Consider the following 18,823-nt stretch of genomic DNA (forward strand, 5'->3'; position numbering starts at 1 on the left):
TTTATTATATGTTGGAACTAGATACAATTAATCAACATTATAATCTTTAAGCTTTCTGTAAAGTGTTGCTCGCTCTATACCTAAAATCTTTGCTACTTGTGCTTTATTAAAATTGTTTTTGCTTAAAAGATGATTTATATATTTTTTCTCAAGCTCTTCTAATGTCATCTCTTTATCTATAATAAAATCATCTGTGCTAGATGTTAAAACCCAATTAGGAATATTGCTTTCATCTATCTTGCCATCTTTAGACATCACAACCATAGTCTCTACAGTGTTTCTAAGCTCACGTACATTACCTTCCCATTGTAGTGAAGATAATAGTTTATATACTTTTTTATCTACATTAGTAATCTCTATATTATGAACCTGAGAAAACTCTTTAATAAAATTATCTATAAGTAAAGGTATATCCTCTCTTCTTTCTCTAAGAGGAGGCATTTCTATTTTTATAACATTAAGCCTATAATATAAATCCTCTCTAAACCTACCCTCTTTTATTTCTTCAGATAATTTTTTATTTGTAGCAGCAATCACCCTAATATCAACACTAATAGGAGTATTAGAACCTACCCTCTCTATCACTCTCTCTTCAAGTACTCTCAAAAGCTTTACCTGAACAACCTGATTAATCTCACCTATCTCATCTAAAAATATAGTACCTTTATTGGCAGCCTCAAACCTACCTATTTTTTTATCTATTGCACCAGTAAAAGAACCCTTCTCATGACCAAATAATTCACTCTCCAAAACACCCTCAGAAAGTGCAGCACAGTTCACAGTAATATAGGGCTGTTTGGCTCTGTCTGATATTTGATGAATAGCATTAGCAACTAATTCTTTACCAGTTCCGCTTTCGCCTTCTATAAGTACAGTAGCTTTTGTTCTTGCCACCTGTTTTATTGCTTCATATACTTTAAGCATCTTACTGCTATGACCTATCATTCCATAAAAACTTTCATGATAGTCAACTCTTTTTTCTAATGTTTCATTTGTCTTTTTTATGTTTTTATTTTCTAATGCCCTTGCTATAATAAGAAGCATTTTGTCTATGTTAAAAGGTTTAGTCATAAAATCATAAGCACCAAGACGCATCATATCAACAGCTGTTTCTATATTGCCATGCCCTGTGAGTATTATAACGGGTATATGTTTATCAAACTCTAATATGTCATGCAAAAACTCTTCTCCAGTCTTTTCAGGCATTTTTAAGTCTGTAATAACTAAATCAATTCCGCCTTTATAAACTGTTTCTATTCCCTTCTCTCCATTCTCCGCAGTAACTACTTCATAGCCCTCATACTCTAAAGACTTCTTTATACCGTCTCTTATGTTTTTCTCATCGTCTATAACTAATATCTTAGGCATAAATTAAAAATCACTCTCCAAAAATTTTTGATTCTCAAGCATCAAAGGAAGTTTAATAATAGCCTCGCTTCCAAAACCATATTTGCTCTCTATATTAAAACTTCCATTATGTGCCTCTATTATTCGTATAACATTCGTAAGTCCCAAGCCTGTGCCGTTTCTTTTGGTTGTAAAATATGGCTCAAATATCTTTGATAATTCTTCCTCTTTTATACCAATGCCTGTATCTTTAATTGATATTAAAGCATAATTATCTAATAATTTTAACTTTATTGATATATTATTCTCATCTGATTTATTATGTTTTTTCTTTTCTATAATAGAATCTATTGAGTTTTGTATTATGTTAATTAAACATTGTTTTATATATTTCTCATCTATTTTTAAAATTAAATTTTCTATATCAAATTTTATATCTATTTTTATATTATTATTTTCTATTTCATATTTCAAAAAATCAACAGTAGAAAGTATCAAAGAGTTTATATTAATATCTTCCAAATTAAGAACTAATTTACGAACAGAAAATAAAAACGAATTAATGGTATCTTCAAGCCTGCTAATCTCTTCTTTAATAATATTACAATAATCTCTAAACTCATTATAACACTGGCAATCATTGTCCATATTTTTTTTAATAATTTTTTCTATCAACTGCACATATATAGAAATAGAGCCTAGAGGATTTTTTATTTCATGAGCAACCCCAGCTGCAAGCGTTGTAAAAGATGCCAACTGTTCAGCACGTTTAAGCTTCTGAGCACTTTCATAGCTTTTTGTAATATCAAATATTTTTATTAAAGTTCCTATAATGATTCCAGAATCTCCAAGTGGCAAAATATCTATTTGAAGCATTCTGTCATTTTTATCATCTTTTATAATTTTCGTATCTGTATTATTTGCTTCTAATAGTTCTAATATTAATCTTCCTATATTGGTGTTATTTATACATTTTGAAATTGCTTTATCTTCAGAGTTTCTTGGTATAGATAACAAAAAACATGCTTTTTTATTTATACCTTGAATTATACCGTTGATATCTATTGCTATTATGCCTTCTTCTAAATTCTCTATTATTATATTTTGAGAATTTGAAAGCAAAGCTAATCTTTCAATTATTCTTTTTTTTTCTATATCCGAAACTTTATCGAAGTTTTTTATTATCTTATCAAAAAATTGATTTCTTCTATTCATTCTAAAAGTATAATAAAAAAACAAAAAACTTCAATACTAATATTTAATTAGAATATTACTTTTTGCCACTTGACTATAAACAAAAAGTTTATTATTATATAATAAGTATTATTAATAGAAGAAGCGGATTTTACGAGGAGTATAAAAAATATATGATTAGAAAATTAGTAATTTACGGAGACGATAGATTAAAAGAGAAATCATCTTACGTAGAAAATGTAGATGAAGAGATTTTAACTTTAATAGATGATATGTTTGAAACTATGTATAAGGCTAATGGGGTTGGACTTGCTGCTGTACAGGTGGGTGTATTAAAAAGAGTAATAGTAATATCTGTACCTGATTTTGATGATGAAACTAAACCTGATTTTAAGTTGGCTTTAATTAACCCTGAAATAATTTGGCATGGAGAAGATACTGAAATATTAGAAGAAGGCTGTTTATCTTTTCCTAAAATAAGCGATGAGGTTGCAAGATACAAAGAAATAAAAGTAAAATATATAGACACAGAAAATAAAGAACAAATATTAGATGCTAAAGATTATATAGCTAAAGTTCTTCAGCATGAAATAGACCATACTAATGGAATTACTTTTATAGATAGGCTTGAATCATATCAAAAAAGAAGATTAAAAAAAGATTTAAAAGAGCTTAGAAACACTCATAAAAAAACTGTTTCTGCATAAAATATGTTATGATAAAAAATATAATATTTGATTTAGACGGCACTTTGATAGATTCCATTCCAGATATAAATGCCAGTGTAAACAAAACTTTGGAACATATAAAATTTCCAAGTTTAGATATAGAATACACAAAAAAATATGTTGGCAATGGTGCTAGGCTTTTAATAAATAGAGTATTAAATCATTTTGCTGATAAATATGACAAAGAATATTTAGAAAGTATTGAAAATGATGTGTATAATTTTTATATTGATTATTATAGTAAACACTCTACAGACAATACAAAGCTTTATGACAATGTATTAGAAACGCTTACATCACTTTATAAACTCAATATTAATATGTTTATAATATCAAATAAGCCAAACGAGATAACAATTACAACAGCAAAAAAACTAAATATATTTAATTATTTTAAAGCTGTTATAGGCGATGGAATCTATCCTTATAGAAAGCCAGATGTAAACATTTGGTATAACTTAAAAAAAGATTATAGCCTAATAGAAGAAGAAACTATTATGGTGGGAGATGGTGTTCCAGATTATGAGTTTGCCAAAAACGCCAATATCAAAGCACTAATTGCCTTATACGGCATTACAGACAAACAAACATTACTAAATTTAAAAAATGATTGTTATATAAACAGTTTCAAAGAAGTAGAAGATTTTGTATTAGCTTACAACAAGTAAAATTTTCTATACTTTCTACCGCACAGTCAATTAAGCAAAATATTTTATTCTATTTATAAAACAATTTTAATTATATTTTTAATCAAGCTCAACGTGCGAAGTGAAAACCTAAAAAACTAATAATAACTAGGGCGGGTGTGCTTATTTTAAGAAAACAATAAAACTAATGAAATTCATATTATTAGTTTTAAGCAATAAATCTTATAGGGCGGGGTACGTAAATAATTTTAAAAAAGAGAGACTCTTGAGTATACAAAAGCCTCTCTTTAATTTTTTATAATATAGATTTTCCCATTTCAAATGCTTTATTTAATAATTCTTTTTTATCTTTAATATCCCCAACATTAAACACTCCTCCAGCTATCAAATACCCTAAATCTTTCCATCCAAGATAATTTAGTAAGTAATGATAATATTCTATAACAGGTTTAGAATTATTTTCATCATTTCCCTCTGCTGCCATAAGCATAAAACACTCTTTATACGGAGTCTTATAATTTGGGTCTATTTCTGTAACAGCAAATAATCTGTCTATAGCTATTTTTAACTGAGCAGAAAAAGCCCAATAATACATAGGTGAAGCTAAAACGAGTATATCTGCTTCTTTATAATATGGGTATATTTTTAACATATCGTCTTTTTGAGAACAAGGGCTATCTGGATTTTTACCTCCTCTCAAACAGCCCTTACAGCAATGTATATCCATTCTGTCTAAATCAAATCTAATTACATCATTTCCATTAAGTTTCGCACCTTTTGTAAATTCTTCTATTAAAGAAAAAGTGTTGCCGTTTAATCTTGGGCTGCCATTTAAAATTAATATTTTTTTCATTTTTTGCTCCTATCTATCAAATTACTATTGATATTATAATTATAGTATTATATATTATTATAATCAAGTACTAACAAAAATGTTATATACTAACTAAAAGTAAAGTATAAGGATATATTTTATGAAAAAAGATAATTTAAAAGAAAAATATATGGAAGATACAGGATTCGCTTATACAATGTCTTTAATATCTGGTAAATATAAAATGATAATACTATATATATTATCAGAATTAAAAATTGTAAGATATAATGAATTAAAAAGAATAATATCAAGCATATCTCATAAAACGTTAAGTGTAACTTTAAAAGAATTAGAAAAAGATGATTTAATCAGCAGAAAAGAATATCCTCAAATACCTCCTAAAGTAGAATATAGCTTATCAAAAAGAGGCAAATCTTTAATACCAATATTAGATGCCATATGTGTTTGGGGCGAGAAAAACAGAAAATGATATTATTAAAATTTTGTACAAATAAAGTTTAAAATAAAATAAATAAAAGTTGTTGTGTTTTAAAATTTAATTTACATACCCCTCCCTATAGATTTTCTGCATTCACTCTAATTTTTGCGTCATTTTTCTTTTTTGCTTTAAATTCTAATTTCTGCCCCCACCCAAGATTTTTTTAAATTTGATGCGTTATCTGCCGCACGGTAGGCTAAGTAACAATATTTAATCGTATTAAAAAAAGAATTTTAACTAAGTTTATAAATAAGCTCAGCGTGCGGAATTAAAACTTAAAAAAATAATAATAACTAGGGCGGGTGTGCTTCTTTTAAAACAATAAAATTAATGAAAGTTAGATTTTGCAGTTGAAAACAAAAAACTTATAGGGCGGGGTGCGTAAATAATTTTAAAAAAAGAGAGACTCTTGACTATTCAAAAGGCTCTCTTTAATTTATTAGTTTATAATATATTATTTTTCAGTGTTGTCATAATAAGCATAGAAAAACTTATGTTTGCCAAGCACATCATACTGAACGTCTTTTAAATTATCATTTACCAATAAAGGCAATGTGTAATAATATAAAGGAATGATAGGCATATCTTCCATAAATAATTCTTCTGCCTTATGAAGCAAAGGCATTCTTATAGTATTGTCATCTGTAGCAGAAGCATTAGCTAATAATCTATCATATATAGCACTATTATAACTTTCCACATTTTGTAGGACTGTAACTTAAAAACAATACCTAAAAAAGTACATAGGGTCATCATAATCTCCAATCCAACCATTTCTTGCTATAACATAAGTTCTGCTATAGCGTGATGATTGAAATACTGCCCACTCTTCACTTACTATAGTAGTATCTATTCCTAAATTATTTTTCCACATCTGCTGAATAGCTTCAAATATAGATGTATGCTCACCTGGATTAGTTTTAAACTCAAGTACAGGGAAATTTTCTCCGTTTGGATAGCCTGCTTCAGCTAATAATTTTTTAGCCTCTTCTATATTTTTTTGATAATCTTCAGCCTTTAAACTAAAACTATCTTGTCCATTTTCTCTAAACTTTCCAGTAACATCAGATATTTGAGGCGGTACAACAGCAGCAGCAGGAGTTTGCCCTCCTCTTGTAACTTGAGATACTATATAATTTCTGTCAATAGCCAAAGCTAATGCTCTTCTTACTCTCTTATCTTTTAATGTTTCATTAGTAATATTTAAACTATAATAATACAAACCAAGATAAGGTTCTATTTTTAAATATCCTTCTTCTTTTAATGTATCCATATCTTGAGTAGGTACTCTATCAGAGAAATATATAGAACCGTCTTTTATACCAGCAACAACAGAAGTAGGATTATCCATCAATATAAAAATTAATTTCTTTGGAACTATAATAGAACGATTCCAATAATTAGTATTAACTTCCATTACTATTTTACTGTCTATCTCTCTTTCAGTCATTTTAAAAGGACCATTTCCAATATAAGTATCAGCACTCATAGTCCAAGTATCAGGATTAGCTTCTATAATATCTTTTCTTAATGGGAAATATACAGGATAAGCCATAAGCTGGTCAAAATATGGAGTAGGAGCTTCCAAAGTAACCTCTAAAGTATTATCATCAATAGCCTTAACACCTAAAGATTCAACAGGCATCTCACCAGCAGTAATCTTTTTAGCATTTTTTAAAGGCTCCATTTGATAACTATAATTAGCAGCAGTTTTAGGGTCAGCAGCCCTTCTCCAGCTATATACAAAATCATCAGCTACAACAGGCTTACCATCAGACCACTTAGCATTGCTTCTAATATGAAACACATATTTAGTGCCATTCTCACTAATATCCCAACTCTCAGCAACACCACCTACAATTTTACCCTCTTTATCTTTCTGTGCTAAACCCTCAAAAGCATGTATTATATACATACTTCCGTCTATTGCAGAGTTCAATGTTGGGTCTATACTTTGAGGCTCTGGCCCAACATTCAAGCGTAAAACTCCTTCTTCGAATTTATTTCCGCCTCCGCAAGATGCAAACAAAAACAAAGAAGAAATAAATAATAATAACTTAATCTTCATAATAATAAAAAGACTCCTATATTTTTTATGTTTGATGATTTTATAATGATTTATAGTAAATATCAATATTTTTTCATATCAATTTATCTAGTATTTAATTGAGTGAAAAATAATTATATGAAAAATAATTATATGAAAAATAATTATATGAAAAATAATTATATGAAAAATAATTATATAGTTATTTTTTTTACCTATTAACCGCACGGTAAGAAAATTAAGAAACAAAAAAATTTATATTATAGAAACATCTATATATAATTTTAATAAATACAGCGTGCGGTATTTAAATACTAAAATAATCTTTTATAAATTAAGAAATAAAAGAAATATATAACAAGAGTAAAATATAAATTTATTTAACTAAATACTCGCCATCATCATTAAACTTAACGCCTGTCTTTTGAAAATCTAAATCAGCGTATTCATTTAATTTTTTTATAGCAGTATTTGCAGGATCAACACTAGGTATACCGCCATTTACTAAACGTACAGGTATAACTTTTGCTTTAGAAACTTTTAAATCATCATCTAAAGTAATTTGTAATATAGCACTAATTCCATTATTTCCAGACAAAGAGAATTGTTTATATCCAACAAAATTTCCAAGAGAGTAAGCAATAAAAGTATTATTATACATTTCCATAGCTCTAAGTACATGCGGACCATGACCAACTACTAAATCAGCTCCCGCATCGCTAACAGCCCTTGCAAACTTATAAACATCTCCCCTATTTTCTTTATAAAAATACTCAGTTGTTTTAGGTACTCTAAACATACTGCTTCCCTCAGCTCCGCCATGAAAACTTACAACTAAAAAATCGCATTCTTTTTTTGTTTTTTCAACTAAAGCCTTAGCAGCTGCAATATCCTGTATAGAATTATTAGCATAAGAAAAATAATAGAAAGCCAAAAATCCTATTTTTTTACCCTTAACTTCTATAAAAGAAGCCTGATTTAAAACATTGCCTACAACTTCCATACCAGCTTTTTTTACATATTCTTGAGTCTGACTATAACCCTTAGCACCAAAATCTCTAGAATGATTATTAGCAACAGCAACTATATCAAAACCAGCCTCAGATATTCTATCGGCCATATATGGAGGCATACGAAAAGAATATGAACGCTTACCTGTTTTAGCAGATTTTGTTTCTGAGTTTGCTATAGCCCCTTCTAAATTTGCAAAACTTATATCTGAAGCTTTTAAAAATGATGATACACTTTTAAAAACATCTTTTCCTTCATTAGGAGGCAAATAACTTTTATCTGGATGGTCACTTCCTGTCATAACATCGCCTACAAAAGATAATGTTATTTCTGGATATAAAGAAAATTGAAATAATAATATTAATAATAAAGTAAAATTTCTCATAATAATATGATTTTACCATAAAAATAAATAAATTCAATATTATGTTTACAAATTATATTAAAAGTTTTTTCTTTTTTACCGAGTTAATATAAAGTTAGATAATATTTACATTTTATATGCTTGACAATATATAAAAATTTAGTATTATACTAATAACAATTTTAATAATTTAATAATCTAAAATTAATAAAAAGAACTAACTGCCATGAGAAAATTTAAATACACAAGAGTAAGAAGAAAACAAAATATTATAAAGAAAATAAAACAATATTTAATAGAAGATAGTGATAAAAATCTTTTTCCATATTTTCTAAAAAAATCATTATTAATAGCTATATCATTTATAATGTTCATAGTTTTAATTAACTTTTTAATACTTGGTTCAAAAAGAAATTCTAATAACAATTTATATGCTCAAAACACAGATAATTCAAAAAGCACATCTGAAGTATATAATAAAATATTAGATGAAGTAAAAGAAATGAAAATAGAAACTAATAATATTGTTACAGAAGAAGATATAAAAGACATACCAGCAGTAGCTTCAACTCCCGTTGCTTCTGTAGAAAAGGCATCTGATGCTTTTTATGATTATTTGGTTTCTGATAATTCTCTTGTAAGTGATGGTACTATTAGTCTTAAATATGATGAATATACAATAGAAGAAGGCGATAATTTAACTAGCATATCAAAAAAAATAGGTGCTAATTTAGATACTATAGTTAGCGTTAATAAAATAAGCAATGCTAATAAATTAAGACCAGGACAAACTATAATGATACCAAATAGAAATGGTTTGCTTTATATTGTTAAGAAAAATGAAACATTAGAAGAGATTAGTGACAGATACGATGTTGAACTTAATAGAGTGTTGAGCTTCAATAAAATAGATAGAGATAACATTAACACTGGTGATGAAATATTTTTACCAGGTGCTAAATATACATTAGATGAAAGAATAGATAAGTTTGGTCAAATGTTCAGCTTACCTACAGTTGTAACAAGAATAAGCAGTGTATTTGGATATAGAGTACATCCAATTACAGGTGTAAGAAGAAAACATTTAGGTGTTGATATACCTGGCGGTTTAAACACTCCTATATATGCTGCTAGAAAAGGAAAGGTTATATTTGCAGGATACAGCGGTGGATTTGGAAATTTGGTTATAGTTCGTCATGATAAAGGATATACTACATACTACGGACACTTAAATAAAATCACTACTACAGTTGGTGCTAATGTAGGTGTGGGTGTAATGATAGGAAGAATGGGAAGCACTGGTAATTCTACAGGAAGCCATTTACATTTTGAAGTGAGAAGAAACGGAGTGGCATTAAACCCTGCAGACTTTATACCTATAGGAAAATTCATTAAAAGAAGATAATTAAAATAAATAATCTAAAAAATAAAATAAGGAAACAGTAAATAACACTGTTTCCTTTTTTATTTATATACAGTTATTGATAATAACATATTAATAAATATTTACATTGTTTTAGTTTTATTGTTTGTATTAAGTTTTTTATTCTAACTTTTTTGTCGCTACAAAAAAGTTGCAAAAAACGCAAATATTATAGTTAATATTTTTTATAATAGATATCCTATATTATAGTATTAAAGCTAATTAAAAATACAGCATTTTTGTTTCTTTGTGGCAATACCGAAGACACTTCCTACGTTTTATAAACTACATGATTCTACTAAGCAACAAAAAAATCACTATCTTCTTCTCTTGATAAAAAATTTCATAACCTCATTAATATAATTACTAGATGTGTCTAATACTATATTTTCTATAGAATTTCTTTTCAAAAACTGTAATTTATCTTCAAGCATTTTACTCTGCTCATTTATATAAGCCTCTCTCACATTCTTATTGCCCATATCAAAATAAACATACTCATCATTCTCTAAATCTGATAAAACTAATGTACCAAGCAAATGAGGCATTTCATATTCTAATCTATCATTAACCAAACACACAACAAAATCATTTCTCTTTCTTGTAATGTCTATCTGTTTTTTCGGCAAATCAGAACATGCATCAGTTATAAGAAATGTAATACTGTCTCTTTTTTGTATCTTATTAAAATATTCTAAAGCATTAGCAATATTAGTTTCAGCACTTTTAGGTTCAAACTCTATAAGCTCTCTAATAATCCTAAGCACATGATTTTTCCCTTTGTTTAGAGGAATAAACTTTTCAACAGTATCAGTAAATATTAAAAGCCCTACTTTGTCATTGTTTTTTAAAGCAGAAAAAGAAAGTAAAGCACTAAGCTCTACAATAAGATTATGTTTAGTTTTTGTAAGTCCAAAATCAGTAGAAGCAGAAAAGTCAGCTAATATAACAACATTAAGCTCCCTCTCTTCTCTAAATCTCTTAATAAAAGGCTCATTATACCTAGCACTTACCTTCCAATCCATAGCCCTCACATCATCGCCAATATTATACTTTCTCACCTCATCAAACTCTATACCATGCCCCTTAAAAGCAGAATGATACTGCCCAGAAAAATAAGAGTTTACTATACGCGAAGTTTTTATTTCTATTTGTCTAACAGATTTTAGTATGTCTTTGGTTGTTACTGTGCTATCTCTAAACATATTTATTTCCTTTAATACTTAAACTATACAAAAGATTTGAGGTTTTGTCAATTTTTATATTTTTTAATTTAAATATTTGTGGTGGCTTTGCACCATGCGAAATTTGCCATGAGGGTAGCACCCCTCTTCTTTTGCGACCGAAGGAAGTAGCTTTAGGGCGAAGGCTGGAAAAATTTGAATAAAATAAAAATTACAAAATATATTTATTCAATCATATAATAATTTCAATGCATATAAAAAACAAGGGCACACTTTTTCAAGCATACCCTTGTTAATTTATTATTAATGTTTATTGATTACAGATTCACTACAGAATTAACTCTCTCGTCAGTAATAGCTTTAGTAGGACATTTAGCTATACTCTCTTCTGTGATAGCATAATCTTCATAATTAACTATAGCCAAATTATTGTCCATTCTCATGCCGCCCTCTTTAGTGTTTTTTACACAAATACTGCATCCAATACAAGCCCTATCACAAGCCTTTTTAGCAATAGGACCTTTGTCTTTAGACTTACAATATACATGAAACTTTTGTGATACAGGGTGAATCTCTATAAGTTTTTGAGGACAAGCCTTAACACAAGCATTACAAGATACACATTTATCTTCAACAATCACAGGCATACCAGTCTTTTCATCTTTTATAATAGCGCCAAAATCACAAGCCTTCATACAATCATAAAAACCAACACAACCATAAGAACAGTCCTTGTTTCCTCCCGCCATAACAGCAGAAACACAAGTCTGAGCTCCATTATAAACTTGACTAGATTTAGCTATATCCTTATGCCCATGACAAAATATATAAGCCCTAGTTCTCTCTTTTTGAGGCGGAGTAACCTTACCTAAATATTTAGCAACAGCTTCAGCAGTAGCAGCACCGCCCACTGAACAGCCGTCAACAGGAGCTTCATCAGCAACTAAAGCCTTAGCAAATTGAGCACAACCAGGATAACCGCATCCTCCGCAATTAGCACCCGGAAGCATCTCTGTCACTTCTGTAACTCTCTCATCAACCTCAACTCTAAAGATTTTAGAAGAAAATATTAATAAAACAGCCAATATCAAAGCTATTAAAGCAGAAGATATTGAAGCCACTAATATAGATGTAACCATTTTTACTATCCTTTATCAGATTTTTATGATACCTGAAAAACCATAAAATATAAGTGCTAATATACCAGCTGTAATAAAAGGCATAGCAGGTCCTTTAAAAGCTTCTGGTATGTTTGCAGTAGTTAAACGCTCTCTAATACTAGCCATTATTACTAATGCTAATGTAAAACCAATTCCAGCACCTAAAGCAAATACTATATTTTGTATAAAATTATATTTGTATAAAACACCAAATAAAGCCAAACCTAATACACAGCAGTTAGTAGTAATAAGAGGAAGATAAATACCCAAAGATAAATATAAACTCTCACTAGTCTTTCTTACCACCATCTCTACAAATTGTACTAAAGCAGCTATTACTATAATAAACAAAATAGTTTGCAAAAACTCAATTTTAAATGGTACTAATATATAATACTGTATCATCCAGCTAACAGCAGCAGTAAGTACAAGTACAAATGTAACCGCAATACCCATACTCACAGCAGAATCTAATTTATTAGAAACTCCCAAGAAAGGACAAATCCCTAAAAACTTAGTTAATACAAAATTATTAACCAATACAGTAGCAACAAAAAGAAGTACTAAATTCATAATAATTACCTCACTCTAGCATCTATAGTTCTTTTGATAGCTATTAATACTCCCAAAGTAAAGAAAGCACCAGGAGCTAATATCATAACAATCCAAGGAGTAGTAATTTCGTTATAAGCATTCAAAGCAAAAGGCATAGCAGATTCAACAAAACCTCTTACAGTTCCAACTATGTCAAATCCAAGCCAAGTACCATTACCTAAAATCTCTCTGATAGAACCTAATAATAATAAAGCCATAAAGAAACCTACACCATTACCTAAAGCATCAAAAATACTAGGTATAACACCATTCTTATTAGCAAAAGCCTCTGCTCTTCCTAATATTATACAGTTTACAACAATAAGCGGTATATATGGTCCTAATGCCAATGATAAAGTGTAAAACTTAGCCTTCATAACTATATCTGTTAAAGTTACAAAAGCAGCTATTACTACAATGTATCCCATAATTCTTACTTCATTAGCATAAATCTTTTTTACTATAGAAATTAAAGCTGATGAACAAACAAGTACAAATATTGTAGCCACAGACATACCAATGGCATTCATAACACTATTTGTTACTGCTAAGCTAGGACACATTCCAAGAATCTGTACGAAAGTAGGATTATTTTTCCATACTCCATCAATAAAGATTTTAGAATTTTTCATAATTAATTTAACCCTGATTTAATTAAGATTATTTTCTATTATTTTAACATATATAAGTATAATTTCAAGCACGAGCAAATAATTTACTAAAATATAATTATCAATATTTTTTTACAATATTTTTAAATATTCATAATTATTAACTTTATTTTTTTTATTTTTTAATTATAATGTTTTGCATGAAAAATATAGATTTAAACAACATAAAAAGAATAGTTTTCAAATTTGGAACTAATGTATTAAGAAATGATGAAGGATATATTTCTTTAGCTAGAATATATTCTTTTATAGAGGCTATAGCTAAATATAAAAAAATGGGCAAAGAAGTTTTAGTTGTTACATCTGGAGCTGTTGGCTTGGGAGCGAAAAAAATTAATGCAACAGATTTAAGCGAAGTATCACTAAAACAAGCATGTGCTGCAATTGGGCAATCACAGCTTATGTCTATTTATGAAGATGGATTTTCAAAGTTTGATATTGTTACAGCACAGATTCTACTTACAGAAGAAGACTTTTCAAACAGAAGAAGATATTTAAATTTGCGTTCTACTTTAGATACATTATTAAAATACAATGTAATACCTATAATAAATGAAAATGATACTGTTTCTAGTGATGAGCTTAAATTATTATATGATGTTACTCAAATAAGTTTTTCTGATAATGATAAACTATCTGCATTAGTAGCTAGTGAACTTGATGCTGATTTACTTATAATACTTTCTGATATCAATGGGCTTTATGATGATAACCCTAAAACTAACCCAAATGCTAATTTTATACATGAAGTTTTTGAGGTTACAAAAGAGATAGAAAGTTTAGGTCTTGATGCTTCTAAAGGCGGAAGAGGCGGAATGAAAACAAAATTGCAGGCTGCTAAAATTGTTACAAGGTCAGGCTGCGGTTTAATTATTGCTAATGGAAAAACTCCAAACATTTTAAATAATATATTCAATACAAAAGAAAAAACTATATTCTACCCTGTAGAAGAAAATAATGAACTTAACACAAAAAAAAGATGGATTGCTTATGCTACAACTATTATAGGAAAACTTGTTGTAAATGCTGGTGCTAAAAAAGCTATAATAGAAAAAGAATCTAGTCTTCTTCCTATTGGCGTAACAAAGGTTGTAAACAATTTTAAGAAAGGCGACATTGTAAGCATTATAGATGAAGATGGTGAAGAGTTTGCAAGAGGCATTATTAATTATAATTCTGAGGATACAAATAAAATAATAGGCAAACATTCTGATTCTATATTAGAGATATTAGGCTACAAGAACTATGATGCTCTAATTACAAGAGATTATATAGTGTTATTATAAAATAATATATCTAAACAATTATATTATTAATAAAAGTTTTTATTTAACTTTTTCTCTACGCAAAAATTGCAAATTAATAGTAATTGGTAGTAAAAAAAACTGAAATACTATAAAATACACACAGCAGTAGATAAATATATGCAAATTATTTTTTAATTAAAATAAATCTGTTAATCTAAAGTCATGAATCATTAATATTAACAAACTATAAATAAATCTTTTACTTGTCTCTCCTCCATTTTCAAAATAAACATTTATTTTTACTTTATCGCTGTAGTTTGTATTTGCATTAACATCTGCTGTTATTAAAAAACTATCCCCATTATCTGACTCAAAGGAATATGACTTAATAACTTTATATCCTAAAAAATCTGCATCCATATCATATCTGCTTCCAAAATTCTTAAAAGTAATATAGCTTATTTCAGCATTTTGAATTTTCTCTATTTCTTTTTGCAAATTATCTTTATCTAGTTTTATAAGAGATAACTGCTCTAATGGCTGTGATAATTCATAATCTTCAAGCTGTTTTCTCCATTTAGATATAGTTTCATCGTCCATTTCTACAGGACTTGCTAAACCCACAAAACTATTATTATCAATTTTTATTTCTTCATCATTAAAGTTTGAATAGCTTCCGTCTCCTGAATATCTAAAAGTTGTTAAAAACTTATAATCTTTATCATATAGATTCCATATTAATGTTGAAGCAAACTTATTCATCATTGTATTATCAACAAAAACATCTTTATAAAAATCATAACTATATGTTTTTCCTTCTATTAACAATACACTTAAAAGATGAGAAGTATTTTTTATAAAGTCAGCAACTTCTTTTCTTAAACTTTTTATCTCTTCTTTTAAATTCTCATAAAAGTTTTGAGGAATCTTTTTTAATTCTTTATTATTTTTTGTGTCAAATAAACTGAGAGTATAATCACTATTCAAAATTAATTTATAATCCTTATTTAAAAGAATCTCTCCTTCAGAATTAAATAATAGATTTGAAGAGAATCTTAATTGAAACTCATTATAGTCAATATCCATTTTTTCCATCACTTCGTCAATCAATTTATCAGATTCATAACGAACTTCAGATTTTTTTGTGCTTGTATATATTTTATACAATAACCTAAGTGCATACTTACTTTCAATATTTAATTTAATTATTAAAAGAGAAAGTTTTGTATCTTGTTCTTTTTTATATACATTATACAGAGCATCATCTCCTCCATATATACAATAAATAATAGCGGCAGTTTCTTTATTAGTTTTATCATAAACATTTTTAATAAACTCTATAAATGAATCTTTATCAAGTAAATTAATTATATTATCAATTTGTGTTAATCTTTTAATATCTCTCTTAAGAATCAAATATTCTAAATATATATATTTTAAAACTTTATTATCAACTTCTCTCGATTTATCTTTTATTAAAACCTTATAATCATTTATAAAGCTTACCTTTTTATCATCTTTTTTATTATAATTATCTTCCACATACTTTTCTGCTTCTTCTATGGTTTTGAAATTATAATTATTAGTAACAGATGAAAGCTCTTCAGTAAACTCTGTTTCTAATTTCTTTTTTAATGCCAAAACTTTTTTATTTGTATCTTTTGATATAGCATTATATACTTCTCCTACATTCTCTTTTGTGATAGTTATATAATCTCTTGATACTAAATCATATTCTTCATTATTTCCTATAGATACATAAACTTTGTGAGAACCATAAAATGCCTGCATATATACTCTAAATCTTAAAGGTAATTTTTTATATAATATTTCATAGTTAGCACAAAAATCACTAATATCTGATACTTTACTTAAATCCCAATTTGCTAATGAATCATAAGAGTCATAGCTGTCAGTATATTTAAACATTGAGTACATTTTACTTAATTTTTTTGTATTCCATTTATCTAAAGGTTGATTAAAAGAATCTGCAGAATAAAACATAGATTCCATAGTTTTTACATTAGATACATTCCAACTATTTAAAGGCTGATTAAACTTTTTACATCGGCAAAACATCTCATACATGTTTTCAACCTTTGAAGTATTCCATTTATCTAAAGGCTGATTAAAAAAAAGAGCAGAATGAAACATAGCTTCCATAGTTTTTACATTGGATACGTCCCAATCATTAATAGGCTGATTAAAAGAATCACATGCTTTAAACATATAACTCATATCTTCAACTTTACTAACATTCCAATTATTTATATTCTGATTAAATGCTTTAGCAAAACTAAACATACCTTTCATATTTGTAACATTAGAAGTATCCCACTCTTCTATGCCTTCAAAATCTTTTCTTTCACTTTTCTGAAAAAGATAACTCATATCTGTAATAAGGCTTGTATCTACACAACTAAGTTTTATACCATCAGTAAATACTAAATTTTTTAATTCTTCTTTTGTTTGCGGTTTATATTTTTTCATAAATCCTCTCAGTATTAGTTTACATAACTTTTACTTATATAGTATATAAGATATTAGATGAATTTCTATATTATAAATTATTTTTTATTAATAATTTTTTTTAATTTTTAGTAATAATTTATAATAAAAAATCAAATTAGTTTATATCTTAGTTTGTAAATTATTATAATAATAATATTGAAAAAATATCATTTTTATTATAATATTATTTCAATTATTAAAAATAAGGACTTTTTTATGACAACTAACAGAGAAGAATTAGAAGCTCTTTTATATCAAACTAGATTAAAAATAGAAGATAATCAAAAAGATGAAATGTTAAATAGATTAAATAAAGATTTAGCTTTTATAGAAGAATTATTTGATGTAAATGTTGATAATATAGATCCTTTATATCATGTTATTGATTTGCCTGAATATTTGAGAGAAGATGTTGCAGGAGACACTTTAAAAAATGAAGTGATAATGGATTTATGCAGAAGCGGTGAATATGGTTATATAGTAGTTCCTGCTGTACCTGCTGCTTTAGAAAATAGCGAACACCAAGCTAAAAAATCTAATTAAAAAATAATTTATAATAAGGTTTCAAATACTCATAATGAACTATTCTTATGATGACAGAGAAAGCATAAAAAAAGAAAAGAAAAATGCATTAAAATCTATATTAAAGCCTTTTATATTTATATATTATAGAAGCAATAATTTATTATATAAAACTATAGCAAGGCTTATTTTAGGTTTTATTATAGCATTTATACTCTTTGGAATCATTACGCTTTTTGTACGTTTTGATAAGATGAAAAGTTCAACTATGATGAATACCATTGAACCAAATAAAATTGTTATTACCTCAAAATTAAGATATGCCCTCGCAATAAAGCCTTTCGTATCAAAACTAACAGGAAAAACTATAGTATTTTCTAGACCTGAGAGGGGAGATATAGTCTTTATAGTTGATCCTAGAAGCAAAAAAGAAAATATTTTTAAAAAGTTTATATCATATACAGTTTATTTTTTCACTTTTGGAAATGTTAATATATCCAACACAAGATATTTAGTAAAGAGAGTAATAGGTCTTCCAAATGAAACCATAGAAATAAAGAACAAAACTGTATATATAAATGGAACTGAATTAAATGAACCTTGGGCAAATATTGGAAAAGATAATAGAATATTAGAAAGTAATATATCTTCAAGGGATAATTTTGGTCCTTATATTATAGGCTATAATGAATATTTTGTATTATCAGACAATAGAGACTATGCATACGACAGCAGAGACTTTGGAAGTATTCATTTCTCACTCATAGACGGCAAGGTTATATCTTATTAAATAAAATGCTTGAAAAATATTATATAAATGATATAATATTTTAATTAAAAACTGAAAATTATAATTT

At 27.5% G+C, this 18,823-nt stretch carries 16 protein-coding genes and 1 pseudogene; 7 read left to right on the forward strand and 10 right to left on the reverse strand.

The features are described from left to right. Positions 1-27 precede the first annotated feature (27 nt). A complete protein-coding gene (locus tag BPP43_RS05220; protein ID WP_013244841.1) occupies positions 28-1,368 on the reverse strand; it encodes a sigma-54-dependent transcriptional regulator in 1,341 nt (446 codons plus the stop codon). 3 nt (positions 1,369-1,371) lie between these two features. Next, positions 1,372-2,562, reverse strand: a complete 1,191-nt coding sequence (locus BPP43_RS05225) for a sensor histidine kinase (protein WP_013244840.1) — start codon at positions 2,560-2,562, stop codon at positions 1,372-1,374. 152 nt (positions 2,563-2,714) lie between these two features. Here BPP43_RS05225 and def point away from each other — a divergent pair, with 152 nt between their 5' ends. Beyond that, a complete protein-coding gene (gene def / locus BPP43_RS05230) occupies positions 2,715-3,248 on the forward strand; it encodes a peptide deformylase (RefSeq protein ID WP_013244839.1) in 534 nt (177 codons plus the stop codon). Positions 3,249-3,256: 8 nt separating this feature from the next. After that, positions 3,257-3,937, forward strand: coding sequence for an HAD family hydrolase (locus BPP43_RS05235; RefSeq protein WP_015274376.1), 681 nt, complete (start codon positions 3,257-3,259; stop codon positions 3,935-3,937). 274 nt (positions 3,938-4,211) lie between these two features. Here the strand turns inward: BPP43_RS05235 and BPP43_RS05240 are convergent, their stop codons facing one another. After that, a complete protein-coding gene (locus BPP43_RS05240; protein ID WP_015274377.1) occupies positions 4,212-4,769 on the reverse strand; it encodes a flavodoxin family protein in 558 nt (185 codons plus the stop codon). A gap of 121 nt (positions 4,770-4,890) precedes the next feature. Here BPP43_RS05240 and BPP43_RS05245 point away from each other — a divergent pair, with 121 nt between their 5' ends. Beyond that, positions 4,891-5,223, forward strand: a complete 333-nt coding sequence (locus tag BPP43_RS05245; RefSeq protein ID WP_015274378.1) for a winged helix-turn-helix transcriptional regulator — start codon at positions 4,891-4,893, stop codon at positions 5,221-5,223. A gap of 463 nt (positions 5,224-5,686) precedes the next feature. Here BPP43_RS05245 and BPP43_RS05250 read toward each other — a convergent pair. Both BPP43_RS05250 and BPP43_RS05255 read right to left on the reverse strand, forming a co-directional pair. After that, positions 5,687-7,300, reverse strand: a pseudogene (locus BPP43_RS05250) (peptide ABC transporter substrate-binding protein). Positions 7,301-7,655: 355 nt separating this feature from the next. Beyond that, positions 7,656-8,675: a CapA family protein gene (locus tag BPP43_RS05255; RefSeq protein ID WP_015274379.1), complete on the reverse strand. Its 1,020-nt coding sequence runs from the start codon at positions 8,673-8,675 to the stop codon at positions 7,656-7,658. Between the two features lie 205 nt (positions 8,676-8,880). On the opposite strand from BPP43_RS05255, the gene BPP43_RS05260 reads away from it, so the two are divergent. Then, on the forward strand, positions 8,881-10,059 hold the full coding sequence (locus tag BPP43_RS05260) for a peptidoglycan DD-metalloendopeptidase family protein (RefSeq protein ID WP_013244833.1): 1,179 nt from the start codon (positions 8,881-8,883) through the stop codon (positions 10,057-10,059). 335 nt (positions 10,060-10,394) lie between these two features. Here BPP43_RS05260 and BPP43_RS05265 read toward each other — a convergent pair whose 3' ends face one another. The 4 genes from BPP43_RS05265 to rsxE all read right to left on the reverse strand — a co-directional run bounded on the left by BPP43_RS05265 (position 10,395) and on the right by rsxE (position 13,647). Then, positions 10,395-11,282 carry a DUF58 domain-containing protein gene (locus tag BPP43_RS05265; protein ID WP_013244832.1) on the reverse strand — a complete coding sequence of 296 codons (888 nt, stop codon included), beginning with the start codon at positions 11,280-11,282 and terminating at the stop codon, positions 10,395-10,397. Positions 11,283-11,578: 296 nt separating this feature from the next. Further along, positions 11,579-12,400 (reverse strand): RnfABCDGE type electron transport complex subunit B, encoded by an 822-nt coding sequence (locus BPP43_RS05270; RefSeq protein WP_015274380.1) that lies wholly within the window; start codon positions 12,398-12,400, stop codon positions 11,579-11,581. Positions 12,401-12,415: 15 nt separating this feature from the next. Continuing rightward, positions 12,416-12,997, reverse strand: a complete 582-nt coding sequence (rsxA, locus tag BPP43_RS05275; protein ID WP_081445696.1) for an electron transport complex subunit RsxA — start codon at positions 12,995-12,997, stop codon at positions 12,416-12,418. 2 nt (positions 12,998-12,999) lie between these two features. Beyond that, the gene (gene rsxE, locus BPP43_RS05280; RefSeq protein WP_014932673.1) at positions 13,000-13,647 is read right to left on the reverse strand and encodes an electron transport complex subunit RsxE; all 648 of its coding nucleotides are present in this window, start codon (positions 13,645-13,647) and stop codon (positions 13,000-13,002) included. A gap of 179 nt (positions 13,648-13,826) precedes the next feature. Here rsxE and proB point away from each other — a divergent pair, with 179 nt between their 5' ends. Continuing rightward, a complete protein-coding gene (proB, locus tag BPP43_RS05285) occupies positions 13,827-14,972 on the forward strand; it encodes a glutamate 5-kinase (protein WP_013244828.1) in 1,146 nt (381 codons plus the stop codon). 156 nt (positions 14,973-15,128) lie between these two features. On the opposite strand, the gene BPP43_RS05290 is transcribed toward proB, so the two are convergent. Next, complete coding sequence (locus BPP43_RS05290) at positions 15,129-17,423, reverse strand: BspA family leucine-rich repeat surface protein (RefSeq protein WP_015274381.1); 2,295 nt, start codon at positions 17,421-17,423, stop codon at positions 15,129-15,131. A 237-nt stretch (positions 17,424-17,660) separates the two neighbouring features. Here BPP43_RS05290 and gatC point away from each other — a divergent pair, with 237 nt between their 5' ends. Continuing rightward, positions 17,661-17,987: an Asp-tRNA(Asn)/Glu-tRNA(Gln) amidotransferase subunit GatC gene (gatC, locus tag BPP43_RS05295; protein ID WP_013244826.1), complete on the forward strand. Its 327-nt coding sequence runs from the start codon at positions 17,661-17,663 to the stop codon at positions 17,985-17,987. A 34-nt stretch (positions 17,988-18,021) separates the two neighbouring features. Continuing rightward, a complete protein-coding gene (gene lepB / locus BPP43_RS05300) occupies positions 18,022-18,756 on the forward strand; it encodes a signal peptidase I (protein ID WP_013244825.1) in 735 nt (244 codons plus the stop codon). The last annotated feature ends 67 nt before the right edge of the window (positions 18,757-18,823 follow it).

This window comes from Brachyspira pilosicoli P43/6/78 (genome assembly GCF_000325665.1).
GTDB classification, from domain to species: Bacteria; Spirochaetota; Brachyspiria; order Brachyspirales; family Brachyspiraceae; genus Brachyspira; species Brachyspira pilosicoli.

Coding starts and splice junctions, on each gene's coding strand:
- BPP43_RS05220 (WP_013244841.1), bottom strand. CDS start 1,368: ATGCCTAAGATATTAGTTATAGACGATGAGAAAAACATAAGAGACGGT.
- BPP43_RS05225 (WP_013244840.1), bottom strand. CDS start 2,562: ATGAATAGAAGAAATCAATTTTTTGATAAGATAATAAAAAACTTCGAT.
- def (WP_013244839.1), top strand. CDS start 2,715: ATGATTAGAAAATTAGTAATTTACGGAGACGATAGATTAAAAGAGAAA.
- BPP43_RS05235 (WP_015274376.1), top strand. CDS start 3,257: ATGATAAAAAATATAATATTTGATTTAGACGGCACTTTGATAGATTCC.
- BPP43_RS05240 (WP_015274377.1), bottom strand. CDS start 4,769: ATGAAAAAAATATTAATTTTAAATGGCAGCCCAAGATTAAACGGCAAC.
- BPP43_RS05245 (WP_015274378.1), top strand. CDS start 4,891: ATGAAAAAAGATAATTTAAAAGAAAAATATATGGAAGATACAGGATTC.
- BPP43_RS05255 (WP_015274379.1), bottom strand. CDS start 8,675: ATGAGAAATTTTACTTTATTATTAATATTATTATTTCAATTTTCTTTA.
- BPP43_RS05260 (WP_013244833.1), top strand. CDS start 8,881: ATGAGAAAATTTAAATACACAAGAGTAAGAAGAAAACAAAATATTATA.
- BPP43_RS05265 (WP_013244832.1), bottom strand. CDS start 11,282: ATGTTTAGAGATAGCACAGTAACAACCAAAGACATACTAAAATCTGTT.
- BPP43_RS05270 (WP_015274380.1), bottom strand. CDS start 12,400: ATGGTTACATCTATATTAGTGGCTTCAATATCTTCTGCTTTAATAGCT.
- rsxE (WP_014932673.1), bottom strand. CDS start 13,647: ATGAAAAATTCTAAAATCTTTATTGATGGAGTATGGAAAAATAATCCT.
- proB (WP_013244828.1), top strand. CDS start 13,827: ATGAAAAATATAGATTTAAACAACATAAAAAGAATAGTTTTCAAATTT.
- BPP43_RS05290 (WP_015274381.1), bottom strand. CDS start 17,423: ATGAAAAAATATAAACCGCAAACAAAAGAAGAATTAAAAAATTTAGTA.
- gatC (WP_013244826.1), top strand. CDS start 17,661: ATGACAACTAACAGAGAAGAATTAGAAGCTCTTTTATATCAAACTAGA.
- lepB (WP_013244825.1), top strand. CDS start 18,022: ATGAACTATTCTTATGATGACAGAGAAAGCATAAAAAAAGAAAAGAAA.